We start from the raw sequence: 25,044 nt of genomic DNA on the forward strand, positions 1-25,044 counted from the left end.
TCCCCCAGGGAGGCCGCTTGCGGCCGACCGTGAGCGGAGCGAGGGGGACTGACGCAAGCCTGATGGGGTGGGTCAGAGGGGCTTGACCCAGCGCGACCACTCGGGCTGGCGTGCGTAGCCGGCATCGGTCCAGATCGACGCCCCGAGCTCGTTGCCGTCCAGCACCATGGCGTCCGCCCGCTTGCCGCCGACGTCGGCGAAGCGCCGCTCGGCGTGCTCGAGCAACGACCGGCCGATGCCCCGACGTCGGTGCGACGGGTGCACCGCGAGCCGGTAGAGGTGGCAGCGCCACCCGTCCCACCCGACGATCACGGACCCGACGACGTCCTCGCCGTCCGTCGCCAGCACGAGCGCCTCCGGATCACGCGCGAGCAGTCGCTCGACGTCGGCCGCGGAGTCGGACGGGCGGTCGGCGTTCTCGGCACCGACCGCCCACAGCGCGAGCACCGCGCCGACGTCGGCCACGGCGGCGGGGCGCACGACGATCTCAGTCATGCGCCCCAGCCAACCCGACGGGGTCCGCGGGCTACCGGGCGACCCGCACCTTGATCGTGTAGCTCCGGGACTTCTCGACCACGAGGATCTTCCACGTGCTGCCGACCTTGGCCGACCGGGGCACGCGCACCGTCGCCCGACCGTCCTTCAACCGCGCCGACGGCTTCGCGACGGTGCCGAGCCGCGCCGGTCCGAGCACGCGTCCGGAGGCCTCGACGGTGCCGTCGAGCGTGTAGCGCCGGCCGCGCTCCATCGTGAACTTCCCGCCGCGGTACGTGGCGCCCCGCACCTCGTACGCCAGCGTCCGGTACGTCACCGACCGCGTGCCGGTGTTGCCGGCGGCGTCGGTCGCGCGGGCCGTCAGCGTCGTGCGCTTGGGCGTCACGACCTTCGTGAGGCGGCAGGCCACGGGGCCGGACGTCTCGTCGGTGGCCGTGCAGCGTGCGGTGGGCTGCGCGCCGACGTACAGGCGTCCGGCTGCGACGCCCGCGATCGTCACGACGGGCGCGACCCGGTCGACCGGGACCGGTGTGGGCTCGGGCTGCGGCTCCACCGGGGTCGTCGCCGGCGTGCAGGTGATCGTGCCGGTGCGGATCGAGTGCCCGCCGGTGTCGCCGTCGTCGGACCACACGACCTCCTTGAGGCCGTCGACGCAGCGCGACTGCGGGGCCAGGGCGAAGCCCTCGTTGTTGAGGTTGGGCATCGTGGCCGGACGGTCGTGTGCCTCCGCGACGGTGAACGCACCGTCCTTCAGCTGCAGCAGCGACGTCTTGCCGTCGTGGGTGTCGTCGGTGACGGCCCACAGTCGCTGCCGCTCGGCGTCGAACGTGACGTCGGCCAGGTGCGCGAAGCCGCTTGAGATCGTCGCGACCCTGTGCGACGTGCCCCCGGTCGAGTCGAGCGCGAAGGCGTGCAGCGCACCGGTGTCCTCGACCGCGACGACGTACAGGCCCGTGCCGTGCAGGGGGTAGTCGGACGGGACGTAGGGCTTGTTCGTGCTCTGGTCGACGAATCCGCCGGCGACCAGGAACGAGTCGGGCACCCAGGTGACGCCCTCGAGACCCAGGTTGGCGCCGGCCGCGGGGATCTGGCTCGTCAGGTTCCACTCGTCGGTCGCCCTCAGCGTCGTGTCGGCGGTGTCGGGCGCGTAGCGCAGGATCGACATCCGGCTGACGCCGCTCGCGGCGTTGTTGCGCTCGGCCGCGGCGTAGACGAAGCCGTCGGGCCCGATCGTCAGGCCCTCGGTGTCGGGTGCGCCGGTGCCGTCGAGGTACGTCGGTGTCTTGCCCGCACCCCAGCCGTCGGTCGTGGCGGGCACCCACGTCTGCCCGTCGCGCACGAGCTTGAACAGCGTGCCGAGCTTGTTCTGCGCGGCCCACAGGACGTCCGGGTCCTTCGGGTCGAAGGCCAGGCCGCTGAGGTCCTGCGTGAACGTCGACGCGAGGTCGGCCGTGCGGACGTCCTGGCTGCCGGGCCAGGGCTCGGTGCCGAGACCGGGGCACGCGTTGGCGGCGCCCTTGGTGGCGGCCCGGGTGTCGACGAAGTCGCCGACGCCGTCCTTGCATCGTCCGTACGTCACGGCCGCGGGGTTGGTCCAGGTGTACGACTCGACGACGGCCCCGTCGGCGCCGAGCAGGCGCACCGAGTCGCCGGCGCCGAGCGAGAAGCCGAAGCCGGACGTGCCGGCCTCGACGACGCGGTAGCCCTTGGCGGGGACCGTCGTGCCGGTCGGGAACGTGTGGGAGCCGGCGTCACCGGAGTCCTTCAGCGTCCAGCCCGAGACGTCGAGCGGCGCGTCGCCGATGTTGGCCAGCTCGACCCAGTCGGGGCCGATCTCGTTGAGGCGCACGGGGCTGCACGCGTTGGACGCCCCACGGGTCGACGTCGTGGTGGTGCGGAAGTCGCCCGTCCCGTCGGGGCAGCGGCCGTAGGTCGTGGCGGCGTGGGCCGTCCACTCGTACGAGTCGACCTTCGTCGTGCCGTCGGCCAGGTACAGCGTCGCCGAGTCGGCCCCGCCGAGCCCGAATCCGGGCGACTGGTTGACCTCCGTGTAGATCGCGAAGAACGCGCCGGGCGCGATCGTCGTCTTCGCCGGGACGACGACGGGCGTCGAGGCGTGCGACGCGTCGGCGTCGAGGATCTTCCAGCCCGAGACGTCGACCGTGCTGGTGCCGGTGTTGGTCAGCTCGACCCAGTCGGCGACCTTGTCGCCGTTCGACTCGACCTCGTTGATCCGGATGACGGTCCTCGGGTCGGCCGGTGCCGCGCACTGGTTGGGCAGGCCGATCGTCGACGCGGTCGTCGTGAAGGCGCCGGTGCCGTTCGGGCACCGGCCCCACGTCGTGGCGTGGGTGTCGGCGGGCCAGGTGGTCGCGTCGAGCAGCGTCGACCCGTCCGGTGTGTAGAGCCGTGCGGAGTCGCCCTTGCCGAGTCCGTACGAGAGGGTCACGTCGAAGGACTTGACCGCCCCGGCGCCGAGGACCGTCCCGGACGGGATCGCGAAGGCGTGCGTGTCGTCGTTGTCCTTCAGCACGTAGCCCGAGACGTCGATCGCCGCGTCGCCGGTGTTGACGAGCTCGACGAGGTCGGCCGGATCGGACTCGACCTCGTTGATCTTGAGCTGGTCGGCGCCCGCCGGCACGGGGCACGCGTTGGCGGCTCCCGGCGTCGCGGCGCGCGAGATCACGAACGCGCCGGTGCCCTGCGGGCAGCGAACGGCGGACGGGGTGCGGTGGGTCGTCCACTCGTACGTGTCGACAGCCGTGCCGTCGGGCAGCGAGACCGTGATGGAGTCGGCCTTGCCGAGCCCGAAGCCGCCGACGAGCGCGTCGGTCTCGAACGCGAAGAAGGCGCCCGGGGCGACCGTGGTGCCTGCGGGGGCGATCGCCGTCGGGGTGTGGAGGGGATCGGCGTCGACGGCCTTCCAGCCTGTCAGGTCGACGGGCTGGGTGCCGGTGTTGACGAGCTCGACGAAGTCGGGGCCGGTGCCGTCGCTGCGCACCTCGTTGAGGCGGACCTTCTGCGGGTCGGGCGTGCACTGGTTGGCCGTGCCGAGGGTCGCGGGCGTGACGCTGAACTGTCCGGTCCCGTCGGCGCATCGTGCCCATGTCGTGGCGTGGGTGTTCGCGGGCCACGTCGTCGAGTCGAGGAGCGTCGTGCCGGAGAACAGGCGCACGGAGTCGCCCTTGCCGAGCCCGACGGTGCCGGCGGCCGATCCCTTGACGTTGACGTCGAGGACCACGTAGGCCTTGCCGGCCACCACGGTGCCGGAGGCGATCGTGTAGCCGGTGCCCGTGTTCTCGGAGTCGCGCAGGACGAGTCCCGAGAGGTCGACGGGGGCGTCACCGGTGTTGACGAGCTCGACGACGTCGTCGGGATCCGACTGCACCTCGTTGATCCTGATCGACGAGTAGTCGGTGGCCGCGCTGGCGGGACCTCCCAGCACGACGGTCAGGAGCAGCACGAGGCAGGACAGCAGGGGGATGGACCTCAGGGGCACGGGGCTCGGGGGTGCGGACAGGACGGGGCGACGGGGGCTCGCAGGCATGCGGCGCACGCTCGCACCGCCGGGAGAACGTGCCGTGAACCCCCGGGGGCCGGGGCGCGAACGCCGGAGGTCAGGCCGGGACGGCGTACTGCGGCTGCTGCGGGACGACCAGCAGCGTCATGCCGGCCTCGGCGGGCGTGCGATCGGCCTTGCGGTGGTTGCACCGGATGCACGCCGCCACCGCGTTCTCCCACGTCAGCGTGCCGCCGCGGCTGCGGGGGACGATGTGGTCGACCGTCTCGGCCTTGCCGCCGCAGTAGGCGCACATCGCGTCGCGGGCCTTGATGGCCGCCTTGGTGCACAGGTGCGAGCGGCGGTGCATCCAGCGGGTCTTGACGTACCGGACGAGCCGCAGGACCTTGGGGACGGGGAACGGCCCGAACATGCCGGCGGCGGCCTCCTCGATGACGGCGACCTCGCGCACCAGCATCTTGATCGCGTGGCGCATCGAGACACGCTGCAAGGGCTCGTAGCTCGCATTGAGCACGAGGACGTTCGCGTCCGACATCGCTGACCGCCTCCCGACGGTGGATCCTGACTGGATCGTAGCCGGAACCACGGCATCGCGGGCGGGCTCGAAACACACCCGTGACGAATCTGTCCTACGGTGAGCACGTGGACACCTCAGAGCTCTTCGACGGCTACGGCCCCGTCGCCGGTTTCGACGAGATGTTCGAGGGCACCGACGTGCGCGACAGCTACGGGCAGGTGCACACGTCGTTCGAGGCGATGGGCGCCGACGAGGTCCGCCTCCGCGCCGACTCGCTGGCGTCGTCGTACCTCGAGCAGGGCGTCACCTTCGGCGTCGAGGGCGAGGAGCGGCCGTTCCCCCTCGACATCGCGCCCCGCCTGATCGAGGCCGACGACTGGGACCACGTCGAGCAGGGGGTGCGCCAGCGGGTGCTGGCGCTCGAGAAGTTCCTCGCCGACGCGTACGGGCCGGGCGAGCTGTTCTCCGACGGCGTCGTGCCGCGCGACACCGTCGTCACGTCGCCGCACTACCACCGCGTCGTCGCCGGGCTGGAGCCCGCGAACGGCGTGCGCGTGCACGTCGCGGGCGTCGACCTGATCCGCGACGGCAACGGCGACTTCCGGGTGCTCGAGGACAACGTCCGCGTGCCGTCCGGCGTCTCGTACGTCATGACCAACCGTCGCGCCCTCTCGGCGGCGCTGCCCGAGGTGTTCGCCGACCACCGCATCCGTCCGGTGTCGCAGTACTCGCAGCACCTGCTGACGGCCCTGCGCAAGGCCGCGCCGGCCGGCGTCAGCGATCCGACCGTCGTCGTCCTGACGCCCGGCGTCTACAACTCGGCCTACTTCGAGCACACGCTGCTGGCCCGCACGATGGGCGTCGAGCTCGTCGAGGGCCGCGACCTGGTCTGCCGCTCGGGGCGCGTCATGATGCGCACGACGCAGGGCCTCGAGCCCGTGCACGTCATCTACCGGCGCATCGACGACGAGTTCCTCGACCCGGTGCAGTTCCGTCCCGACTCGGCGCTCGGCGTCCCCGGCATCATCAACGCCGCCCGCGCCGGCCACGTCACGATCGCCAATGCGGTCGGCAACGGGGTCGCCGACGACAAGCTGCTCTACACGTACGTGCCCGACCTGATCCGGTACTACCTGTCGGAGGAGCCGATCCTGCGCAACGTCGACACGTGGCGCATGGGCGAGGCCGACCAGCGCGAAGAGGTGCTCGACCGGCTCGACGAGCTGGTGCTCAAGCCCGTCGACGGCTCGGGCGGCAAGGGCATCGTGATCGGCCCCGCCGCAACGAAGGGCGAGCTCGACGAGCTGCGCGGCAAGATCCTGACCGATCCCCGCGCGTGGATCGCCCAGCCCGTCATCTCGCTGTCGACCGTGCCGACGCTCGTCGAGGACGGCATCCGTCCCCGCCACGTCGACCTGCGACCGTTCGCGGTGCACGACGGCGACGACGTCTTCGTGCTGCCGGGCGGGCTGACCCGTGTCGCGCTGCCGGAGGGCGAGCTGATCGTCAACTCCAGCCGCGGCGGCGGCTCGAAGGACACGTGGGTGCTGGCGCGCCCCACCGACCCCGACGACGAGGGCGAGATGGCCCCCAGCGCGTCACCGGTCTCGGGCATCGCGCAGTCGGCCGGCCCGGCCATCGAGGGCGACGTCGGCGACATCCACGTGCAGGAGCAGGAGCAGCAGCAACAGCAGCAGGGACGGGCGACGACCGGTCCGACGAACGGGGAGCCCACATGCTGAGCCGCATCGCCGAGTCGCTGTTCTGGATCGGGCGCTACCTCGAGCGTGCCGACGACACCGCGCGCATCCTCGACGTCCAGATGCAGGTCCTGATCGAGGACCCCGGCATGGACGAGCGCACGTCGTGCGAGCAGCTGCTGTCGGTCATGGGCGTCGAGGACTACACGGGTCACCCGAACCGCTGGATGATGCTCGACCTGCTGGCGCACAACCCCGAGTCGCCCGTCTCGATCGCCGCGGCCATCGGGGCCGCGCGCGAGAGCTCGCGCCGGGCCCGCGAGACGCTCTCGACCGACATCTGGGCCGCGATCAACACGACGTGGCGCGGGCTCAGCACGGCCCGGGCGATGCGCCCGCCGGACATGTTCAACTGGGTGCGCAACCGCACCGCGATGATCTCGGGCATCGCCGACTCGACGATGTCGCGCGACGACGGCTGGCACTTCTACATGCTGGGCCGCAGCATCGAGCGCGTCGACATGACGGCCCGCCTGCTGTCGACCGCCGCTCTGGCGTCCGGCCCGCAGGTCGCGTGGCCGACGACGCTGCGGGCGTGCGGCGCCTACGAGAGCTTCATCCGCGCGTACCGCGGCATCGAGGCCGATCGCCAGGCCGCCGAGTTCCTGCTGCTCGACCGCTGGTTCCCGCGGTCGATCGTGTCGTCGCTGGCCGAGGCCGAGCGGGCCCTGGGCAACCTGGCCGCGTCCGGCCAGCGCTCGGGCTTCAGCGACGAGGCCCAGCGGCTGCTGGGCCGGGCGCGCACCGAGCTCGAGTACCGTCCGCTCGCCGACATCGTGTTCGACCTGCCGGTCGAGATGGAGCGCCTGCAGCGCAGCTGCGCCGCGGCGAGCGACGCCGTCTCGGCCCGCTACTTCGCCGAGTCCGAGATCCACACGTGGCGCGGAGGAGCGATCGTATGACCTACCAGCTGCGCATCAAGCACACGACGGGCTACCACTACGAGAAGGGCGCGATGGCGTCCTTCAACGAGGCCCGCATGACGCCCATGACGACGCCGGAGCAGTACGTCCTGCGGTCGCGCATCGAGATCACCCCCGCGCCGTGGTCGTACGAGTACCGCGACTACTGGGGCACGACGGTTACGTCGTTCGAGGTGCACGACCCGCACTCCGACCTCACGGTCGTCGCGACGTCGATCGTCGACACGCAGGAGGTGCCGCCCAAGCCGCAGGCCGTCGGGTGGGACGACCTGACCCCCGACGTCCAGGACGAGTGGTGCGAGTACCTCGTGCTGTCCGACTGGGTCGCTCCCGCCGCCGAGCTGCAGGAGCTGCTCGACGGTCTGCGCGCGACGTCCGAGCGACCGGGCGACTACGCCCGTGCCGCCGTCGGTCTGCTGCACGAGCGCCTCGCCTACGTCCCGGGCAGCACCGAGGTCACCACGACCGCGGCCGACGCCTGGGCCGCGCAGACGGGCGTCTGCCAGGACTTCGCGCACCTCAGCCTGGGTGCGCTGCGCGCCGCGGGCATCCCGGCGCGCTACGTGTCGGGCTACCTCCACCCGTCGCCCGATCCCGTCGTCGGCGAGACCGTCGAGGGCGAGTCGCACGCGTGGATCGAGTGGTGGGACGGCGAGTGGGTCGCCTGGGACCCGACCAACGCGGTCGCGCCCGGGCCGCGCCACGTCGTGGTCGCGAAGGGCCGCGACTACGGCGACAGCCCGCCACTGCGCGGCATCTTCTCGACCGCGGGCGGCTCCGAGCTGTTCGTCGGCGTCGAGATCACGCGCCTGCGCTAGCGTCGGGCCCATGGCCCTCCTGCACGCCGCGTCCATCCGTCCGACCAAGATCGAGATGCTGCGTGTCTGGGCGCCGACCCAGCCATGGTTCACGGGCGACGACGAGGGCCTCGAGCAGGTCGGCGCCTACCGCTTCGACGACCCCGACGGCGAGGTCGGCATCGAGACCTTCCTCGTGCGGTCGGGCGACGGTCCGGTCCTGCAGATCCCCGTCACGTACCGCGGGGAGGCGCTGGCCGGCGCCGACGAGTGGCTCATCACCGAGATGGAGCACACGGTGCTGGGCCACCGCTGGGTCTACGACGCGTGCGGCGACCCGGTGTACGCCGCGGCGCTGGCGACGACGATCCTCGGCGGCGGCTCCGAGGCGTCCGTCGAGCGCGAGGCCGACGGCGTCCGCACACCGGTCGAGCCGTCCGTGCGCGTCACGGGCAGCGGCAGCTCGGACGACGTCGGATCCGTCGGGCTCGTCGACGTCCGCGACCGCGACGCGGCGACGCTGGTGGTCACGTCGGTCGCCGAGATCGAGGTGCTGCGGGTCGTCGGCGACGACTCGTGGGCGATGGGCGGCGAGACGCTGACCGGCACGTGGGACGGCCACGACGGACCCGCGCTCCTCGCCGTCGCGCGCTGATCGCCGCGCGGCTAGCGTGGACGGCATGACCGAAGAGCGCTACTACGCCGACCCCGTGCCCGACATCCACCGCCCGTACGTCGCGGCCGACGACCGCTACCAGCAGCTCGACTACCGCCGCGTCGGCACGTCCGGTCTGCTGCTGCCGCCGATCTCCCTCGGTCTGTGGTGGAACTTCGGCGACAACCGCCCGTTCGACACCCAGCGCGAGGTGCTGCGCCACGCGTTCGACCACGGCATCACGCACTTCGACCTGGCCAACAACTACGGTCCGCCGCACGGCTCGGCGGAGGAGAACTTCGGGCGCATGATGCGGACGGACTTCAAGCCCTACCGCGACGAGCTGATCCTGTCGAGCAAGGCGGGCTGGGACATGTGGCCGGGCCCGTACGGCAAGCTCGGCTCGCGCAAGTACCTGCTGTCGAGCCTCGACGCCTCGCTCGAGCGGATGAGCGTCGACTACGTCGACATCTTCTACTCGCACCGCGTCGACCCGACCACGCCGCTCGAGGAGACCATCACGGCGCTCGACACCGCGGTCGGTCAGGGCAAGGCGCTGTACGCGGGCATCTCGTCGTACTCGCCGCAGAAGACCGCCGAGGCCGTCGCGATCGCCCGCGACCTCGGCACCCCGCTGATCATCCACCAGCCGTCGTACTCGATGCTCAACCGCTGGGTCGAGGGCGGGCTGCTGACGGTGCTCGACGAGCACGGGCTGGGCGCGATCGGCTTCTCGCCGCTGGCGCAGGGCCTGCTGACCGACAAGTACCTCGGCTCGGACGCCGTCGAGCGGGCCGGTGACCGCAGCAGCTTCGACGAGTCGGTGCTGACGAAGGAGAACCTGGCGCGGCTCAAGGGCCTGGCCGGCATCGCCGAGAAGCGCGGCCAGTCGCTGGCGCAGATGGCGATCTCGTGGATCCTGCGGCCCGGCGGCGTCACGTCGGCGCTGATCGGCGCGTCGTCGGTCGAGCAGCTCGACGAGAACCTCGCCGCGGCGCAGCAGACCGACTTCACCGACGACGAGCTCGCCGCGATCGACGAGTTCGCCGGCGACGCCGAGGGCGTCGACCTCTGGAAGGTGTCGGCCGAGCTCTGACCACCGACGCGATCCGGCGCCTGCTCGACAGCCCGCCCGACCTCCCGGTCGTGGGCGGGCTGTCGGCGCTGACGACCGCGCTGCGCGAGCGCGGGACGGCGGTCGTCCAGGCGCCGCCCGGCACCGGCAAGACGACCCTCGTGCCACCCGCCGTCGCGGCGCTCGTGGCACGGGGTGGCGGGCGGGTCGTGGTGACCCAGCCGCGGCGCATCGCGGCCCGCGCGGCGGCCCGACGGCTGGCGGGGCTGCTGGGCGAGAAGGTCGGTGAGACGGTCGGCCACACCGTGCGCGGCGACCGTGCCGTCGGGCCCGCCACGCGCATCGAGTTCGTCACGACCGGCGTGCTGCTGCGGCGGTTGCAGCGCGATCCCGAGCTGCCGGGGGTCGCGGCGGTCGTGCTCGACGAGGTGCACGAGCGTCAGCTCGACGCCGACCTGACGCTGGCGTTCCTGGTCGACGTCCGTGCCACGGTGCGCGACGACCTGCTGCTCGTCGCGATGTCGGCGACGGTCGAGGCCGGACGGATGGGGGCGGTGCTCGACGCACCGGTCGTCGACGTCCCGGGGGCGCTGCACCCCGTGACGCAGCACTGGGCTCCGCCGCCCGCGGACGTCCTGCCGACCGGAGGTCAGGACCGGGGAGTGCCGCCGCGCTTCCTCGACCACGTCGCGGCGACCGTCCGGCAGGCGCTCGCCGCCGACCCCGGCGACGCGCTCGTCTTCGTGCCCGGCGTCGGCGAGGTCGAGGGCGTCATGCGGCGGTTGACGGGGCTGTCGGACGTCGACGTCGTCGCGCTGCACGGACGTCTTCCGGCCCGCGAGCAGGATCTCGCCCTCACCCGGGGGCCTCGGCGCCGTGTGGTGGTGTCGACATCGGTCGCCGAGTCGTCGCTGACGGTGCCGGGCGTGCGGATCGTGGTGGATGCGGGCCTGTCGCGCGAGCCCCGCACCGACCAGGCCCGTGGCCTGCCGGCGCTCGTGACCGTGCGCGTCAGCCGGTCGGCCGCCGAGCAGCGCGCCGGACGCGCCGGACGCGAGGGCCCGGGCGCGGTGCACCGCTGCTGGTCGCGCGCCGACCACGCCCATCTGTCGGCGCACCCCGCGCCCGAGATCGCGGTCGCCGACCTGACGGGCTTCTGCCTCGAGCTCGCTGCGTGGGGAGACCCCGACGGTCACGGTCTCGCCCTGCTCGACGCACCTCCGCGCGCCGCGCTCGATGCCGCGCACGAGACGCTCGCGGCGCTCGGAGCCACCGACGACTCGGGAGCCATCACGGCGCGCGGTCGGGCGATGGCGCAGGTGCCCGCCGACCCCCGTCTGGCCCGAGCCCTGCTCGACGGCGCGGACGTCGCGGGATCGCGGCGCGCCGCCGAGGTCGTGGCCCTGCTCGACGACGACGTCCGCGCCCCGGGCGGTGACCTCGTCGCCGCGCTGCGCATGGTGCGCCGGGGCGGGCCGGCGGCCCGCTCGTGGTCGGACGCCGCCGCGCGCCTGGAGTCGCTCGTGCCGTTACGCGTCGCCCACACCGACCTGACCGACGACCTCGCGGTCGGTGCCGTCGTGGCGCTGGCCCACCCGGGGCGCATCGCCCGTCTGCGTCCCGGTGGCGGCTCCTACCTGATGGTGTCGGGAACCGGTGCGTCGTTCCGCGCCGCCGACCCGGCCCTGGCGGGTCTGCCGTGGATCGCGATCGCCGACGTCGAGCGTCGTCCCGGCACGCGCGACGCCACGATCCGCTCGGCCGCACCGGTCGACGAGGACACCGCGCTCGACGCCGCCTCGGGATCGTGGCACGAGGTCGACGAGGTGGTGTGGGAGCGCGGACGGATCGTCGCGCGACGGGTCACGCGGCTGGGAGCCATCGAGCTGTCCGCCGTCCCGCTCGCCCAGCCGCCACCGGACGCCGTCGCCGCGGCGGTCGCCGAGGGGCTGTCGCGCGACGGTCTCGCGGCGCTGCCGTGGAGCGAGGCCGCCGTCGCGCTGCGCCGTCGCATGGCATTCCTGCACCACGCGCTCGGCGAGCCGTGGCCCGACGTCGGCGACGAGGCGCTGCTCGCCGACGTCGACGCCTGGCTGGGCGTCGACCTCGCGCGGGTGCGCTCCCAGGCAGGGCTCGCGCGCGTCGACGTCCTCGGGGCGCTGCGACGTCTGCTGCCCTGGCCGGCGGCCGGGCGACTCGACGAGCTCGCCCCCGAGCGCGTCCGCGTGCCCACGGGGTCGGCGCCCCGTGTCGAGTACGGCGAAACCGGCACCGAGCAGCCGGTCCTGTCGCTCAAGCTGCAGGACGCGTTCGGGTGGGACGCGACCCCGCGGCTCGCCGACGGACGGGTGCCGCTGCTGCTGCACCTGCTGACCCCCGCGCGTCGACCCGCCGCGGTGACGGCCGACCTCGCGTCGTTCTGGTCGGGGCCGTACCGCCAGGTCAGGTCGGAGCTGCGGGGCCGGTACCCCAAGCACGCGTGGCCCGAGGACCCGACGGTCCGTCCGTAGTCGTCAGCCCACCGGGGCGCGGCGCACCTGGCGGGTCAGCTCGTCCTGCGGGATCGGCACGACGTCGGTGACCCGCGCCGGTCCGACCGAGAGCTGCCCGTCGTCGAGGGGCTCGCAGCGGATGCCGCCGTGGCCGCGCAGGGCCTGGTGCGCCCCGGGGGCGAAGACCTCGTTCATCCACCCGCACGGGTTGGCCGGTGTGATCGACCGGAACCGGATGGGCCCGTGGCCGCCGTCGAGCGTGAACGTCGTGCGGACGAGCGCGTCGACGTCCAGGCCTCGCATGACCAGGTTGCGCCGGGCCAGCACGGGATCGAAGGGCGTGTTGGCCGCGGGGAAGAGACCGTCTCCGGCGATCTGCTCCTCGAGCCGCTCGATCGCCTCGGCCGCGATGATCGTGACGGACGCGTAGGTGAACCGCGTGTTGAAGTAGCGGTCGCCGACCAGGCCCTTGTGCGCGCGCACCCGTACCGTCGTCGGCGTCTCGTCGCCGTCGTACGGGGTCATGCCGTCGCGCGGTCGGCCGTCCATGCGGCGGACCGGCGAGACCACCAGGTGCGTGATCGCGATCTCCATCCCGCCACCCTAGGCCGCCCCGACCCCGCCAGATCCGCGAGTGGTGCGGAGCGGACGAAGTGGGACGGCGTGTCTGGCCATCACGCACCACTCGATGCCGGGGATGCACCACTCGGCGCGGCGGGGCGGACGTGTGGACGGCCGCGCGTCGTCCCCAGGGCTGCGGCGTGGTCTGGCGGTACGGCTCCGCCTCGACCGACCGTCGTCGGATGGACCCCATCCTCCACAGCCGGGCCGAGGCGTCCGGCCACACATCCAGGACGCTGCGTCGTTCCGCCCTCTACGTCCACCCCGTCCACGGTGTCTCCCAGCTGACGGCCACCGCGGACGATCTGGCGTCCACGTGCCGCGCCGTCGCCCTCGTGCTGCCGGACGACGCGGTGTTCACCCACGTCACCGCCGCTCTTCTGCGCGAGTGGTGGATGCCGATGGCCGACGCGTTCCCGCTCGTCGCGTGCACCGACGGCGACACGACGCACCACGACCGCAGGGGCGTCTTCGTCCGACGGTGCGACATCCCGCCCGGGCACCGCCAGCGCCTCGGCGACGTCGCGGTCGCCTCGCCCGAGTGGACGATCGTCGAGCTGTCCGAGCACCTCGCCCTGCTCGACCTGGTCGCCGTGATCGACAGCGCCCTGCACCTGGGCCACACGACGGTCGCCGACATCCGCGCGACGATGCGCCGGGGACGCCGCGGCGTCCGGGTGCTGCGCCGTGCCCTCGAGCTGGTCGACGGCCGGAGCGAGTCGTGGTGGGAGACGATGCTGCGCCTGCTGCACGTGCTGTCGGGGTTCGCGGTCGACCCCCAGGAGCGGGTGCTCAACCGTTCGGGTGTCGAGGTCGCGCGGGTCGACCTGCGCATCCGCGGCACCCGCCGAGTCGCGGAGTACGACGGGAGCGACCACCGCGACAAGGGCCAGCACCAGGACGACCTGCGGCGCGAGAAGGCGCTGCAGCGCGAGGGTCTCGAGCGCTACGGGTACATCGCGACCGAGATCGTCGGCGGGGCGCGCCAGATCGTCCGCGACGCTGAACGGGCGTCCGGACGTCCGCACGTCGGGTCGCGCGCCGACCTCTGGCTCGCCGAGGCGCGGCTCGCGAGCATCAGCCTGACCGGTCGGGCGGCCCTGGCTCGCCGGCTCGAGAAGATGACGCGCGACACGTCGGCCCGCAGCAGCCGATGACCGCCGGCCTGATCGTCGAGTGGTGCATTCCGTTGCCCGAGTGGTGCGTCGTGGTCAGACACGCCGTCCCAGAATGTCCAGTCCGCACCACTGGCGAGTCCCGGAGGGGCGGGAGGCGGATTTCCCTCGGACGGCGGTGGTCCCGTAGGCTTGGGCGGTTGCTGTTCGGCAACCACTCCTGCTACGGAGACCCCGTAGCCGTTTAGTCCGAAGGAGACTGAATGTCACTGCGCCCGTACGAAGTCATGATCATCCTCGATCCCGACCTCGAAGAACGTACCGTCGCCCCCAGCCTGGACACGTACCTCAACGTCGTGCGTCAGGACGGCGGCTCCGTCGACAACGTCGACGTGTGGGGCAAGCGTCGCCTCGCCTACGAGATCAACAAGAAGAACGAGGGCATCTACGCCGTCGTCACGCTCCAGGCCGAGCCGGCCACCGTCAAGGAGCTCGATCGTCAGCTCGGACTCAACGAGTCCGTCGTCCGCACGAAGGTCACACGTCCCGACGTGAAGTAGGCCTGATCACTGGTCCACAGCACCCACGGCGAACCCTCGCGTTCGCCCCAGGTCTGCGGAACACTCGAGCCAGACACCCACACACCTGAAAGGCTGCGCCACATGGCAGGCGAAACGATCATCACCGTCATCGGCAACCTGACCGACGACCCGGAGCTCAAGTTCACTCCTTCGGGCGCCGCAGTTGCCAACTTCACCGTCGCGTCGACGCCTCGAACCCTCGATCGTCAGACCAACGAGTGGAAGGACGGCGAGGCTCTGTTCATCCGCTGTGCCGCGTGGCGCCAGCTCGCCGAGAACGTCGCCGAGTCGCTGCAGAAGGGTCAGCAGGTCATCGTCCAGGGCCCGCTGAGCGTCCGCAACTACGAGCGCCAGGACGGATCGCGCGGCACGAGCGTCGAGATGACCGTCAACGAGATCGGTCCCTCGCTGCGCTTCGCGACCGCCAAGGTCACGCGCGCCAACCGCTCCGGCGGCGGGGGCGGCGGCTTCGGCGGAGGCAACTCCGGCGGAGGCGGCGGCAACACCTCAGGTGGCGGCTACGGCGGAGGCAACTCCGGCGGAGGCGCACCGGCACCCGCGAACGACCCTTGGTCGTCGCAGCCGGCGCAGGGTGGATCCGGTTCATGGGGTGGGAGCTCCGGCGCGTCCGAAGAGCCCCCCTTCTAACCACTCACGTCATTCACGAATCACAGGAGCAACATGGCTAAGCCAGTCGTCCGCAAGCCGAAGAAGAAGAGCAACCCGCTCGCCGCGGCCAAGGTCACCGACATCAACTACAAGGACACCGCGCTGCTGCGCAAGTTCATCTCGGACCGCGGCAAGATCCGCGCGCGCCGCGTCACGGGTGTCACCGTCCAGGAGCAGCGTCTCATCGCCAAGGCCATCAAGAACGCCCGCGAGATGGCACTGCTTCCCTACACGACCACCGGTCGTTAAGGGGTATCGACATGAAGCTCATCCTCACGCACGAGGTCACGAACCTCGGAGCTCCCGGCGACATCGTCGACGTCAAGGACGGCTACGGCCGCAACTTCCTGCTGCCGCGCAACTTCGCTATCCGGTGGAGCAAGGGCGCGGCCAAGCAGGTCGAGTCGATCAAGGCTGCGCGTGACGCGCACGCCGTCCACGACCTCGAAGAGGCCAAGAGCATCAAGGGCAACCTCGAGTCGAACCCGATCAACGTGCCGGTCCGCTCCGGCGCGGGCGGGCGCCTGTTCGGCGCCGTCACGGTCTCCGACATCGCCGAGGCCCTCGGCGAGGCCGGTGCCAAGGTCGACAAGCGTCGTATCGAGGTCGGCAACCCGATCAAGTCGCTCGGATCCCACGAGGTGTCCGTGCGCGTCCACCCCGAGGTGAGCGCGCGCGTCAAGCTCAACGTGGTCGCCTCCAAGTAGTCCACCTGACGGGCCGACACCCTGAGGCTTCTGCCCAGTGGTGCCGGCCCGTCGTCGGTGGCGCATCCCCATGCGTTCTCCTCTCGCCGCAGCCGCGTCCCTCCTGGTGGCCGGGAGCCTGGTGCTCTCCGGCTGCTCGCTGACGTCCGGGGGCGACGACGAGCCGGCCCCCGCGCCGAAGACGTCCACCGCAGCCCCGGTCACCGAGCTGCCCAGCACGGCGTGGACGTCCGCCGACGCGGCCGAGGTCAGCCAGGGCGGCACGCTGCGCCTGGCCGCCTCCGCCCTGCCGGCGAACTTCAACCCGCTGCAGTCCGATGCCGCCGACTCCGACGCCGCCGAGATCCTCGCGCCGACCTCGGGCGGTGCTGTCCGCATCACCGCCGACGGCGGCTGGGAGGTCGATCCCGACTACGCCGAGTCGGTCGAGGTCGTCGACGAGGACCCCTTGACGGTCGAGGTACGGCTCAACCCGAAGGCGGTCTGGCAGGGCGGCACGTCGATCACGGCCGACGACATGGTCGCGTTCTGGAAGGCGCAGAACGGTTCGGACGACGCCTACGAGGTCATCTCGACCGCCGGGTACGACGCGATCTCCGCCGTCGAGCCCGGCGACGACGAGTTCTCGTACACCGTCACGTTCTCGCGTCCGACCGCCGAGTGGCCCCTGTACGTGTACCCGCGACTCGCCTCGAACGTCTCGGCCTCGCCGAAGCTGTTCAACCAGGCCTTCCGCACGCGTGCCATCTCGTCGAACGGCCCGTTCGTCGTCACCTCGATCGACCCCGACGCGGGCGTCGTGACGCAGAAGCCCAACCCGCGGTGGTGGGGCACCCCGCCCAAGCTCGACGAGATCACCTGGAACGTCGGCGACGCCGAGCTGCAGGCCGAGGCGTACGTCAACGACGAGCTCGACGCCGTCGACCTGCAGGCGTCGACCTACCGCATCGGTCGCGGCACCGGCACGGTCCAGCGCGCGGCGGGGGTCGAGTGGTCGCAGGTGACGCTGAACGGCGGTCGCGGACCGCTGCGGGACGTCCGGGTGCGCCGGGCCGTCGCCCACGCCATCGACCGCGACGCGATCGCTACGACGACGGCCAAGGCCCTCGGAGCACCGGCGGCGCCGCTCGGCAGCCTGCTGCTCGTGCCCGGCCAGAAGGGCTACCAGGACTCGACGTCGTCGATCGCCCACGATCCCGCCGAGGCGAAGAAGCTGCTCGAGGCGGCGGGATACACCGCCGGAGCCGACGGCATGCTCGCCAAGGACGGCGAGCCGCTGACGCTGACGTTGCCCGTGCCCGAGGACACCCCCACGAACAACGTCCGGGCCAGCGCGATCGCCGACGACCTGCGGGCCGTCGGCATCGCCGTGACGCTGCGCCCGACCGCCGCGGCGACGTTCTTCGACGACGTCGTGATCCCGCTCGACTTCGACCTCGTGACGTTCGTGAACCGGGCCTCCCCGTTCCCGATCACCGCCGCCAAGCCGCTGTTCTTCCCGCTCGACTCGGCGCAGAACTACACCGGCATCGCACCGGACCGCATCGGCCCGGGATTCGACACCGTCCTGGGCACGCTCGACGACGCCCTGCGCATCAAGCGGGTGGCCAAGCTCGACGAGTGGCTGTTCGAGGACGTCCCGATGATCCCGCTGGCCGTCACCCCGGTCACGGTCGCCGTGCGCAACGGCCTGGTCAACTACGGTGCGGCCCAGTTCGAGCAGCCCGACTGGACGACGGTCGGCTTCGTCACGAAGCCGAAGAAGGCGCCGGCGGACGACTGACCGCCGCCGCGACGACGTCGGCCACCTGGTCGGCGGCTGCCCGGGCTCGCGCCTCCTCGGAGGGCCGGTAGACCTCGCGCCGGGCGTCGTAGCGACAGCCGACGATCTCGCCGTGGTCGGCCGCGACGGCCTGCAGGCTGGTCGTCCATCCGGCCGCCCTCAGGCGCAGCTCGAGGCCGCTGACCTGATCGGGCGGTGTGCTCGTGTCGTCCTGCCCGTAGAGCACGTCGATGCGGCAGCGTCCCTCGCCCCGGGGGAGCGTGCGAGGGAGCGGTCCTCCCGAGATGCCGTCGAGGACGCCCGGCCCGTCGGCCGGTGCGATCAGCACGACGCCTCCGAGCCCGACGCCGAGGCGCTCGGAGTGGACCGCCAGACTCGTCGCCGCCGTCCCACCGAGCGACCAGCCCGCCACCACGACGCGATCGGGATCGAGACCGGCTCCGGACGCCTGCTCGCGGGCGTACCTGACGGACGTCAGCAGGTCGGAGCGGCCACCGTCGGGCGTCTCGCTGCTCCAGTCGGGTGCGAGGGCCAGCGCGCCCCGTGCCGCGACGCGGTCGGCCAGCGGACCCATCCACGACGAGCTGTCGACCCCGCGGCCGTGCCACAGCAGCACGACGCCGCGCTCGGGGGTGCCGCGCACCAGCACCCGACGTCCCGGCGCGTACTCGTGGTCGTCCATCGGCTCAGTCTGCCGAACGGGTCGCACCGAGGACCATCCAGGTGTCACCGCGCTGGCGCAGCCACAGCGTCGCGAGGCGGGCGGCGATGAACCCGCCGTACGCGACCCACAGCCACGTGAAACCCGCGCCGGTCGCCCCCACCGCGAGGACCAGGGGCGTGTAGACGGCCAGCGTCACGATCCCGGCGATCGCCAGGTACACGCCGTCGCCCGCACCGATCAGGACGCCGTCGAGCACGAACACGACACCCGACAGCGGCTGGATCGCGGCGACCACGAGCAGGGCCGGGACCAGTGCGGAGCGCACCGCCGCATCGGACGTGAACAGGTGCGGCAGCCACGGCGCGAGGGCGGCGAGCACGGCACCGGCGACGAGTCCGGTGCCGACGCCCCAGCCGATCATGCGTCGCGTGAGGGCCCGCGTGCCGGCGGCGTCCCCCGCGCCGAGCGCGCCGCCCGTCAGGGTCTGACCCGCGATCGCGACCGCGTCGAGCGCGAAGGCCAGCAGCGTCACGAGGGTCGCGGCGACCTGGTGGGCCGCGAGCTGGACGTCGCCGAGACCCGCCGCCACGAGCGCGGCCAGCACGACCGTGGCCCGCAGCGTGAGGGTGCGCACGACCAGCGGGACGCCCTGCGTCGCGGCCGCGAGGATCTCGCCCGGCCGTGGCCGGATCGAGGCCCGGACGGGGTGCGCGCGTCGCACGACGGCCGCGACGAGCCACGCCGCGGCGAGCCACTGGGCGACGACGGTGCCGGCGGCGGCGCCCTGCACCCCGAGGCCGAAGGCGTAGACGAGCGCGAGGTTCAGGGCGACGTTGACGAGATTGGCCACGATCGTGGCCAGCAACGGCGTGCGCAGGTCGAGGACGCCGCGCAGCGCCCCGGTCGCCGCGAGGATCAGCAGCATCGCCGGGACGCCGAGCGACGAGACGAGCAGGTAGGCGCGGGCGTGACCGGCGACCTCACCCGAGCTCGAGAGTGCATCGGCGAGGGGACGGCTCGTGGCCGCGACGAGCGCGGCGAGGGCGATCCCGAGGCCGACGGCGAGCCACAGCGAGCTGACCGCGAGTCCGAGGGCCGTCCGGTCGTCCCCCGCCCCGTGGTGCCGGGCCACGCTCGCGGTGCTGCCGTAGGCGAGGAACACGCACAGGCCCACCACGGTGCCCAGGACGACCGAGGCAGCGGCCAGTCCACCGAGCTGGGGGGTGCCGAGGTGGCCGATGATCGCGGTGTCGGCCAGCAGCATCAGGGGCTCGGTGACGAGGGCGAAGAAGGCCGGCACGGCGACGGCGAGGATGCGACGGTCGACGTCGCGGAGCCACGTCACGACGGCCTCGCGAAGGTGACCAACGGGTGACGTGGGGCCGAAGTGACGGGGTTTGTCGACAAGTCTATGAACAGGCACCGGTGGAAGACGAGGTGTCCGGAACTATTTTGTCTCCACATCGAACAAATCCCGTCGTCGCAGGTCAGAGGTGGTTTCGGCGAAATAAAACATTTGTTGTCCACATGTTCGTCCACCGACTGTGCACATGGCTCTCGGCGTTTTCCACAAGCCCACAGGTGTTACCCACAGGGCCTGTGCAGGACGGTGTTGGTCGTTCGGAGGACCGGGCCTACTGTGACGGGTCGGCTCCTGTCGGTGGCGACAGCGACAGTAGTCAGTGACAGCGCGATCAGAGAAAAGGCGGTCCCATCGGTGAGTGTGGCGGACCTCTACGAGGCGGGCCCCGGGCCCGGCGAAGACCCCTCCTCGGGGCGGGTCCCTCCGCAGGACATCGCCGCCGAGCAGAGCGTCCTCGGCGCGATGCTGATCAGCAAGAACGCGATCGATCCCGCGGCCGACATCCTCCAGGGCCGTGACTTCTACCGTCCCGCCCACGAGCTGGTCTTCGACATCATCGTCGACCTCGCCAACCGCGGCGAGCCCGCCGACGCCATCACCGTCGCCGCCGAGCTGCAGCGCCGGGGCGAGGTCGGACGCATCGGGGGCGCGCCGTACCTGCACGACCTCGTGCAGGCGGTGCCGATCGCGTCCAACGTCGACTTCTACGCCCACATCGTCCGCGAGAAGGCCGTGCTGCGCCGCCTCGTGCAGGTCGGTCAGCGCATCGCGCAGATGGGCCAGGCGCAGGAGGGCGAGCTCTCCGAGATCGTCGACCGCGCCCAGGCCGAGGTGCTCGACGTCGACGGCACCAGCCAGGCCGAGGACTACCGCCTGGTCTCCGAGCTCATGCCGCTGACGATCGACGAGATCGAGGAGATCCAGGGCCGCGACGGCACCCTGACCGGCGTCCCGTCCGGCTTCCCCGACCTCGACAAGTTCACGACCGGCTTCCGCGCCGGCCAGATGATCGTCGTCGCGGCACGACCCGGTGTCGGCAAGTCGACGCTGGGCCTCGACTTCGTCCGCTCGGCCGCGATCCGCCACCAGATCCCGTGCGCCATCTTCTCGTTGGAGATGACGGGCGCCGAGATCGCGATGCGCATGCTCTCGGCCGAGGCACGCGTCAGCATCGGCCACATGCGCGGCGGCGGCATGCACCAGCGCGACTGGGACGCGATCACCAAGGCCATGCCGCGGGTCAACTCGGCGCCGATCATCGTCGACGACAGCCCCAACATGACGATGCCCGAAATCCGCTCGAAGGCTCGTCGCATCAAGAAGCAGCACGGTCTCGGCTTCATCGTGATCGACTACCTGCAGCTCATGACGTCCGGCAAGCGCGTCGAGAACCGTCAGGTCGAGGTCTCGGAGTTCTCCCGCAACATCAAGCTCCTCGCCAAGGAGCTCGAGTGCCCCGTCGTGGCCATCAGCCAGCTGAACCGTGGGTCAGAGCAGCGCACCGACAAGACGCCGCAGATCTCCGACCTGCGCGAGTCCGGCTCGATCGAGCAGGACGCCGACATCGTGCTGCTGCTGAACCGTCCTGATGCCCAGGGCGCCGGTGAGTCGGACCGTCCCGGCGAGGCCGACATCATCATCGCCAAGAACCGCTCGGGCCCGACCAACAAGATCGCGGTCAGCTTCCAGGGTCACTACTCGCGCTTCACGCCGATGGCCCGCGACGCCGAGCCTCCCGCCGTCGCCGCCGGCGACTTCTTCGGCTGAGCGGCCCGCGGCCTACTGGTACGTGATCAGGTCGGGGTGGGGCCTGACCTGGCGCCACGTCTGACGCGCGTCGAGCATCGGCGCGTCCTCGTCGACGAAGTTCTTCCAGCCCCAGCCGACGTCCTTCGGGGCGTTGCGTCGCAGGGTGCGCCACGTGTCCTGCTTGGCGCCCTGCGGTCCGGAGCCGTCGACGTGGATGACGGTCGCGAGCTCGGGGTGCGAGGTGTCGACGACATCGCGGTCCTTGATCATCGACAGCGAGAACTGGTGCAGCACGAAGACCTTCTGCGGCAGCGTCTTCTCACGGGTCAGGTCGGCGAGCCACGCGCTGGTGCGGTTGATCTCCGCAGCTGACACCGAGCCGATCTGCACGAGGTGCTTCTGCTTGCCCATCAGGCGCCACTCCGGGTCGAGGGCCAGCCCCACGTGGGGACGCTCGAGCAGCGAGCGGTAGCGCTTGGCCTGCGTCAGGAAGTCGGTGCGTCCCGGCTGCAGGTCGAGGACGACGTACACGCCGGCCTTCTCGGCGGCGTCGACGAGTGGTCGCAGCTTCGCGACGGACGTCTCGGTGGAGTAGTCCTTGTCCTTGCCGGCCGAGGCCGACGCCACCGTCGCGATGATCTCGAAGGTGGGGACGAAGGTCGACGAGCTGACGCGACGGTACTTGCGGGCCAGGCGCTCGACCCGCGCGACCGACGCCTTCACGCCCTGCTCGCCGAGCACCCCGAGCTGCGGCGCACCCGGGTGGCCGTACATCGCGGTGTAGGTGCGGTCACCCAGCGCGAGGTAGCCGCCGGTCGGCTGCTCGGCGCCCGTGCGGACGACGGCGAGCGGATAGGCGACGTCGTCGAACGCGGCTCCGAGGGCGATGACGGGCTCGTCCGGCCGCTCCGCCAGCGCGGCCGCCGCGCCGTCACTCGTCCGGGGGTCTGCGCCCGGCACCTCGACGACCTGGGCCCCGGCGGCCCGCGCGGTCGCGATCGCCGCGGCGTCGTCCTGCGCCGACGCGGTGAGCACGACGGTGCCGAGCGGGTCGGGCGCGCGATCGCCCCCGAGTCGGGCGACCTCGGCCGCGGCGCTCGCGTCGTCGACGGTGACCGGGCGGGCGCCGGGGACGTCCTGGGTGGCGCCGAACGTCAGCACCGTCGCGGCCTCCAGGCGCGAGATCTCGGCGGGCGCCTCGGGGGAGTCGACGAGCACCGGCACCGCGAGCGACGTGGCGGTGGCGATCGCGACCCGCTGCGCCTCGGGGTCGGCCGGATCGGCCAGCACCGCGACCGGCGACGACGCGAACAGCCGCCGAGAGACGTCGACCGACGTCGCGGGCGCCACGACGTCGAGCGCCTTGCTCGCCTCGCGAGCCTGCGGTGCCGTGGCGGCCGAGACCGCGCGCGCCCCCGGCGAGGCGCCCGTCGATCCACCGCGGTCGACCAGCAGGGCGGCCGCGACGAGAGCCACAGCGACCGCACAGCAGATCAAGGTCACCCGATTGAGCCCGGAAGATACGCTCATGCCCGTGACCCTACTGACCACTCTCATGGCCGCGACCAGCAACGCACCCGACTCGGGCCTCGCAGGGTGGACCGTCGACCTGATGGACCGGCTGGGCCTGTTCGGCGCGGCTCTCGCGGTCGGCATGGACAACCTCTTCCCGCCGATCCCCAGCGAGATCATCCTGCCGCTCGCGGGATTCGCCGCCAGCCAGGGCACGTTCTCGCTGACGGGCGCGCTGATCGCGACGACGCTGGGCTCGGTCGTCGGCGCCGTCGTCCTCTACTGGCTCGGCGCGATCTTCGGCCGGGAGCGGGCCGTGATGGTCTTCGACAAGGTGCCGCTGCTGAAGGTCAGCGATCTGGAGAAGACCGAGGCGTGGTTCGCCAAGCACGGCGGCAAGGCGGTCTTCTTCGGGCGCATGGTGCCGATCTTCCGCAGCCTGATCTCGCTGCCGGCCGGCGTCGAGAAGATGAACTTCGCCTACTTCCTCGCCCTCACGACGTTGGGCAGCCTGATCTGGAACTCGATCTTCGTGGTGGCGGGGTACCGCCTCGGCGAGAACTGGGACGCCGTCGAGCCGTACGCCGACGTCTTCCAGAAGGTCGTCATCGGCGGCGTGCTGCTGGTCATCGTCGTGTTCGTCGTGGTCCGTGTGCGCGAGAAGCGGCGCCCCACCGCGGCATGAGGATCGTCTCGCTGCTGCCGTCGGCCACCGAGATCGTCTACGCCCTCGGGCTCGACGACCACCTGGTCGGCGTGACGTTCGAGTGCGACGAGCCGGCGCAGGCCCGCTCGCGGCACCGCGTCGTGGTCGGTGGCGCCGACACCTCGGGCATGACGGTCGGCGAGATCGACGCCTACGTGCGTGCGCAGGTCGCCGCGGGCCGTGACCTCTACACGCTCGACGAGGGGGCTCTCGGCGAGCTCGATCCCGACCTGATCCTCAGCCAGGACCTGTGCCGGGTGTGCGCCCTGCCGACGGGCCAGGTCGACGCGGCCCTCCAGCACCTCGGGTGCCGCGCGACCGTCGTGACGCTCGACCCCCACTCGCTGGCGGACGTGCTCGCCTCGATCGGTGCCGTGGGCGCGTCCGCCGGCGCCGACACCCGGGCGGCCGAGCTGATCTCGTCCCTGGAGGACCGGCTGGCCGCGGTGCGTGCCGCGGTGGCGGGGCGTCCCCGACCGCGGGTCGCCGTCGTCGAGTGGGTCGAGCCGTTGTTCACCGGCGGGCACTGGATCCCCGACCAGGTCGAGGCGGCCGGGGGTCTGAGCGTGGGTGGGCACGTGCACCGTGCGTCGGGACCGACGTCGTGGGCCGAGCTGCGGGCCGAGCGACCCGACGTCGTCCTGGTCGCCCCGTGCGGCTTCGGCCTCGACGGCGCCGCCGAGCAGGCCGAGCTCGTGCTGCGCGAGCTGCCGGACGCCGACGTCTGGGCGATCGACGGCGACGCCGTCGTGGTGCGGCCCGGCCCGCGCCTGGTCGACGGCGTCGAGGCGATGGCCTCGGTGCTGCACCCGGGCACCGTGGCACCCGGCCCGCACGTGAGGCGGGTCAGCCCCTAGCCGTGCGGCGGCGCCGGCGACTCGACACGGAGTCGACCACCAGAGCGACCGGCACCAGGATCACCCCCACCAGCATGCCGATGCCGACGACGAGCGTTCTCCACGGCTCGGGCTCACCGCCCCGGTCACCGGGCAGGCGCGCTGCGCTGGGGTGCTGGGCGACGTACTCGAGACCGATGGGCTGCCCCGTGTCGTAGTCCTTGTCGTCGCGGCGCGTCCACACCATCGTCGTGACGCGGCGATCGTCCGCGGTCGTGTACCGCACCGACATCTGGCTCCACTCCTTGCCCGACGCCTGGGCCCGGGCGGGCGGCGTCGTGACGGTCCCCACCACGGGGACGAAGTCGCTGCCGGGGTCGTTCAGCGCCGTGGCGTTGCCGTGCTCGGCGATGCCCCCGCGCACCGCGATGACCCCGGCCGTCCCGAAGGCGAGCAGCACGACGGTCATGACCACACCGACGACCCTGCGCCTGCGTCGTGGTT

23 protein-coding genes are annotated in these 25,044 nt (G+C 72.1%); 15 read left to right on the forward strand and 8 right to left on the reverse strand.

Features of this window, described 5'->3' with window-relative positions:
- Nucleotides 1–72: 72 nt before the first annotated feature.
- From IFT73_RS16210 to IFT73_RS16220, 3 genes are all read right to left on the reverse strand, one after another.
- On the reverse strand, nucleotides 73–495 hold the full coding sequence (locus IFT73_RS16210) for a GNAT family N-acetyltransferase (protein WP_192168517.1): 423 nt from the start codon (nucleotides 493–495) through the stop codon (nucleotides 73–75).
- A gap of 31 nt (nucleotides 496–526) precedes the next feature.
- Nucleotides 527–4,042 carry a lamin tail domain-containing protein gene (locus tag IFT73_RS16215; RefSeq protein WP_192168518.1) on the reverse strand — a complete coding sequence of 1,172 codons (3,516 nt, stop codon included), beginning with the start codon at nucleotides 4,040–4,042 and terminating at the stop codon, nucleotides 527–529.
- A 70-nt stretch (nucleotides 4,043–4,112) separates the two neighbouring features.
- A complete protein-coding gene (locus IFT73_RS16220) occupies nucleotides 4,113–4,550 on the reverse strand; it encodes an HNH endonuclease (protein WP_056604067.1) in 438 nt (145 codons plus the stop codon).
- Nucleotides 4,551–4,657: 107 nt separating this feature from the next.
- Here IFT73_RS16220 and IFT73_RS16225 point away from each other — a divergent pair, with 107 nt between their 5' ends.
- From IFT73_RS16225 to hrpB, 6 genes are read left to right on the forward strand one after another with little or no spacing between them, the layout of a single operon-like run.
- Entirely contained in the window at nucleotides 4,658–6,274 is a 1,617-nt protein-coding gene (locus IFT73_RS16225) for a circularly permuted type 2 ATP-grasp protein (RefSeq protein WP_235501738.1), read from the forward strand.
- Nucleotides 6,268–7,194, forward strand: a complete 927-nt coding sequence (locus tag IFT73_RS16230; RefSeq protein WP_056604064.1) for an alpha-E domain-containing protein — start codon at nucleotides 6,268–6,270, stop codon at nucleotides 7,192–7,194. The genes IFT73_RS16225 and IFT73_RS16230 overlap by 7 nt, the downstream gene beginning before the upstream one ends.
- The gene (locus IFT73_RS16235) at nucleotides 7,191–8,033 is read left to right on the forward strand and encodes a transglutaminase family protein (protein ID WP_056604061.1); all 843 of its coding nucleotides are present in this window, start codon (nucleotides 7,191–7,193) and stop codon (nucleotides 8,031–8,033) included. Before IFT73_RS16230 ends, IFT73_RS16235 begins: the two co-directional genes overlap by 4 nt.
- Before the next feature lie 10 nt (nucleotides 8,034–8,043).
- Complete coding sequence (locus tag IFT73_RS16240) at nucleotides 8,044–8,667, forward strand: hypothetical protein (RefSeq protein WP_056604058.1); 624 nt, start codon at nucleotides 8,044–8,046, stop codon at nucleotides 8,665–8,667.
- A 25-nt stretch (nucleotides 8,668–8,692) separates the two neighbouring features.
- Nucleotides 8,693–9,763: an L-glyceraldehyde 3-phosphate reductase gene (gene mgrA, locus IFT73_RS16245; protein WP_056604055.1), complete on the forward strand. Its 1,071-nt coding sequence runs from the start codon at nucleotides 8,693–8,695 to the stop codon at nucleotides 9,761–9,763.
- A gap of 50 nt (nucleotides 9,764–9,813) precedes the next feature.
- Nucleotides 9,814–12,252, forward strand: coding sequence for an ATP-dependent helicase HrpB (gene hrpB / locus IFT73_RS16250; protein ID WP_371811309.1), 2,439 nt, complete (start codon nucleotides 9,814–9,816; stop codon nucleotides 12,250–12,252).
- Between the two features lie 3 nt (nucleotides 12,253–12,255).
- Here hrpB and IFT73_RS16255 read toward each other — a convergent pair whose 3' ends face one another.
- Nucleotides 12,256–12,828 carry a molybdenum cofactor biosysynthesis protein gene (locus tag IFT73_RS16255; protein ID WP_197984328.1) on the reverse strand — a complete coding sequence of 191 codons (573 nt, stop codon included), beginning with the start codon at nucleotides 12,826–12,828 and terminating at the stop codon, nucleotides 12,256–12,258.
- Between the two features lie 209 nt (nucleotides 12,829–13,037).
- On the opposite strand from IFT73_RS16255, the gene IFT73_RS16260 reads away from it, so the two are divergent.
- The 6 genes from IFT73_RS16260 to IFT73_RS16285 all read left to right on the forward strand — a co-directional run bounded on the left by IFT73_RS16260 (nucleotide 13,038) and on the right by IFT73_RS16285 (nucleotide 17,710).
- A complete protein-coding gene (locus IFT73_RS16260; protein ID WP_192168519.1) occupies nucleotides 13,038–14,012 on the forward strand; it encodes a hypothetical protein in 975 nt (324 codons plus the stop codon).
- 227 nt (nucleotides 14,013–14,239) lie between these two features.
- Nucleotides 14,240–14,530, forward strand: a complete 291-nt coding sequence (gene rpsF, locus IFT73_RS16265; RefSeq protein ID WP_056609800.1) for a 30S ribosomal protein S6 — start codon at nucleotides 14,240–14,242, stop codon at nucleotides 14,528–14,530.
- Nucleotides 14,531–14,632: 102 nt separating this feature from the next.
- Nucleotides 14,633–15,199 carry a single-stranded DNA-binding protein gene (locus IFT73_RS16270; RefSeq protein WP_056604048.1) on the forward strand — a complete coding sequence of 189 codons (567 nt, stop codon included), beginning with the start codon at nucleotides 14,633–14,635 and terminating at the stop codon, nucleotides 15,197–15,199.
- Between the two features lie 33 nt (nucleotides 15,200–15,232).
- On the forward strand, nucleotides 15,233–15,469 hold the full coding sequence (gene rpsR / locus IFT73_RS16275) for a 30S ribosomal protein S18 (protein ID WP_056604045.1): 237 nt from the start codon (nucleotides 15,233–15,235) through the stop codon (nucleotides 15,467–15,469).
- A gap of 11 nt (nucleotides 15,470–15,480) precedes the next feature.
- The gene (rplI, locus tag IFT73_RS16280) at nucleotides 15,481–15,927 is read left to right on the forward strand and encodes a 50S ribosomal protein L9 (protein ID WP_056604042.1); all 447 of its coding nucleotides are present in this window, start codon (nucleotides 15,481–15,483) and stop codon (nucleotides 15,925–15,927) included.
- A gap of 70 nt (nucleotides 15,928–15,997) precedes the next feature.
- Complete coding sequence (locus tag IFT73_RS16285; protein WP_192168520.1) at nucleotides 15,998–17,710, forward strand: ABC transporter family substrate-binding protein; 1,713 nt, start codon at nucleotides 15,998–16,000, stop codon at nucleotides 17,708–17,710.
- On the opposite strand, the gene IFT73_RS16290 is transcribed toward IFT73_RS16285, so the two are convergent.
- Together IFT73_RS16290 and IFT73_RS16295 are read right to left on the reverse strand one after the other, a co-directional pair.
- A complete protein-coding gene (locus tag IFT73_RS16290; RefSeq protein WP_192168521.1) occupies nucleotides 17,676–18,392 on the reverse strand; it encodes a dienelactone hydrolase family protein in 717 nt (238 codons plus the stop codon). The genes IFT73_RS16285 and IFT73_RS16290 overlap by 35 nt on opposite strands.
- 4 nt (nucleotides 18,393–18,396) lie before the next feature.
- Complete coding sequence (locus IFT73_RS16295) at nucleotides 18,397–19,719, reverse strand: MATE family efflux transporter (RefSeq protein ID WP_371811310.1); 1,323 nt, start codon at nucleotides 19,717–19,719, stop codon at nucleotides 18,397–18,399.
- Between the two features lie 372 nt (nucleotides 19,720–20,091).
- Between IFT73_RS16295 and dnaB the strand changes: the two genes are divergently transcribed.
- Entirely contained in the window at nucleotides 20,092–21,504 is a 1,413-nt protein-coding gene (gene dnaB, locus IFT73_RS16300) for a replicative DNA helicase (RefSeq protein ID WP_056604032.1), read from the forward strand.
- Nucleotides 21,505–21,516: 12 nt separating this feature from the next.
- Here dnaB and IFT73_RS16305 read toward each other — a convergent pair whose 3' ends face one another.
- Nucleotides 21,517–23,016 carry a hypothetical protein gene (locus tag IFT73_RS16305; protein ID WP_192168523.1) on the reverse strand — a complete coding sequence of 500 codons (1,500 nt, stop codon included), beginning with the start codon at nucleotides 23,014–23,016 and terminating at the stop codon, nucleotides 21,517–21,519.
- On the opposite strand from IFT73_RS16305, the gene IFT73_RS16310 reads away from it, so the two are divergent.
- Entirely contained in the window at nucleotides 23,015–23,683 is a 669-nt protein-coding gene (locus IFT73_RS16310) for a VTT domain-containing protein (protein ID WP_192168524.1), read from the forward strand. The two genes, IFT73_RS16305 and IFT73_RS16310, sit on opposite strands and share 2 nt — an antisense overlap.
- Nucleotides 23,680–24,561, forward strand: a complete 882-nt coding sequence (locus IFT73_RS16315; RefSeq protein WP_192168525.1) for an ABC transporter substrate-binding protein — start codon at nucleotides 23,680–23,682, stop codon at nucleotides 24,559–24,561. The genes IFT73_RS16310 and IFT73_RS16315 overlap by 4 nt, the downstream gene beginning before the upstream one ends.
- Here the strand turns inward: IFT73_RS16315 and IFT73_RS16320 are convergent.
- Nucleotides 24,551–25,009, reverse strand: a complete 459-nt coding sequence (locus IFT73_RS16320) for a DUF3592 domain-containing protein (RefSeq protein WP_192168526.1) — start codon at nucleotides 25,007–25,009, stop codon at nucleotides 24,551–24,553. The genes IFT73_RS16315 and IFT73_RS16320 overlap by 11 nt on opposite strands.
- Nucleotides 25,010–25,044 lie beyond the last annotated feature (35 nt).

The sequence above is a fragment of the Aeromicrobium sp. CFBP 8757 genome (assembly GCF_014841755.1).
In the GTDB taxonomy this organism is placed as follows: Bacteria; Actinomycetota; Actinomycetes; order Propionibacteriales; family Nocardioidaceae; genus Aeromicrobium.

Coding starts and splice junctions, on each gene's coding strand:
- IFT73_RS16210 (WP_192168517.1), bottom strand. CDS start 495: ATGACTGAGATCGTCGTGCGCCCCGCCGCCGTGGCCGACGTCGGCGCG.
- IFT73_RS16215 (WP_192168518.1), bottom strand. CDS start 4,042: ATGCCTGCGAGCCCCCGTCGCCCCGTCCTGTCCGCACCCCCGAGCCCC.
- IFT73_RS16220 (WP_056604067.1), bottom strand. CDS start 4,550: ATGTCGGACGCGAACGTCCTCGTGCTCAATGCGAGCTACGAGCCCTTG.
- IFT73_RS16230 (WP_056604064.1), top strand. CDS start 6,268: ATGCTGAGCCGCATCGCCGAGTCGCTGTTCTGGATCGGGCGCTACCTC.
- IFT73_RS16235 (WP_056604061.1), top strand. CDS start 7,191: ATGACCTACCAGCTGCGCATCAAGCACACGACGGGCTACCACTACGAG.
- IFT73_RS16240 (WP_056604058.1), top strand. CDS start 8,044: ATGGCCCTCCTGCACGCCGCGTCCATCCGTCCGACCAAGATCGAGATG.
- mgrA (WP_056604055.1), top strand. CDS start 8,693: ATGACCGAAGAGCGCTACTACGCCGACCCCGTGCCCGACATCCACCGC.
- IFT73_RS16255 (WP_197984328.1), bottom strand. CDS start 12,828: ATGGAGATCGCGATCACGCACCTGGTGGTCTCGCCGGTCCGCCGCATG.
- IFT73_RS16260 (WP_192168519.1), top strand. CDS start 13,038: ATGGACCCCATCCTCCACAGCCGGGCCGAGGCGTCCGGCCACACATCC.
- IFT73_RS16270 (WP_056604048.1), top strand. CDS start 14,633: ATGGCAGGCGAAACGATCATCACCGTCATCGGCAACCTGACCGACGAC.
- rpsR (WP_056604045.1), top strand. CDS start 15,233: ATGGCTAAGCCAGTCGTCCGCAAGCCGAAGAAGAAGAGCAACCCGCTC.
- rplI (WP_056604042.1), top strand. CDS start 15,481: ATGAAGCTCATCCTCACGCACGAGGTCACGAACCTCGGAGCTCCCGGC.
- IFT73_RS16285 (WP_192168520.1), top strand. CDS start 15,998: ATGCGTTCTCCTCTCGCCGCAGCCGCGTCCCTCCTGGTGGCCGGGAGC.
- IFT73_RS16290 (WP_192168521.1), bottom strand. CDS start 18,392: ATGGACGACCACGAGTACGCGCCGGGACGTCGGGTGCTGGTGCGCGGC.
- IFT73_RS16310 (WP_192168524.1), top strand. CDS start 23,015: ATGCCCGTGACCCTACTGACCACTCTCATGGCCGCGACCAGCAACGCA.
- IFT73_RS16305 (WP_192168523.1), bottom strand. CDS start 23,016: ATGAGCGTATCTTCCGGGCTCAATCGGGTGACCTTGATCTGCTGTGCG.
- IFT73_RS16315 (WP_192168525.1), top strand. CDS start 23,680: ATGAGGATCGTCTCGCTGCTGCCGTCGGCCACCGAGATCGTCTACGCC.
- IFT73_RS16320 (WP_192168526.1), bottom strand. CDS start 25,009: ATGACCGTCGTGCTGCTCGCCTTCGGGACGGCCGGGGTCATCGCGGTG.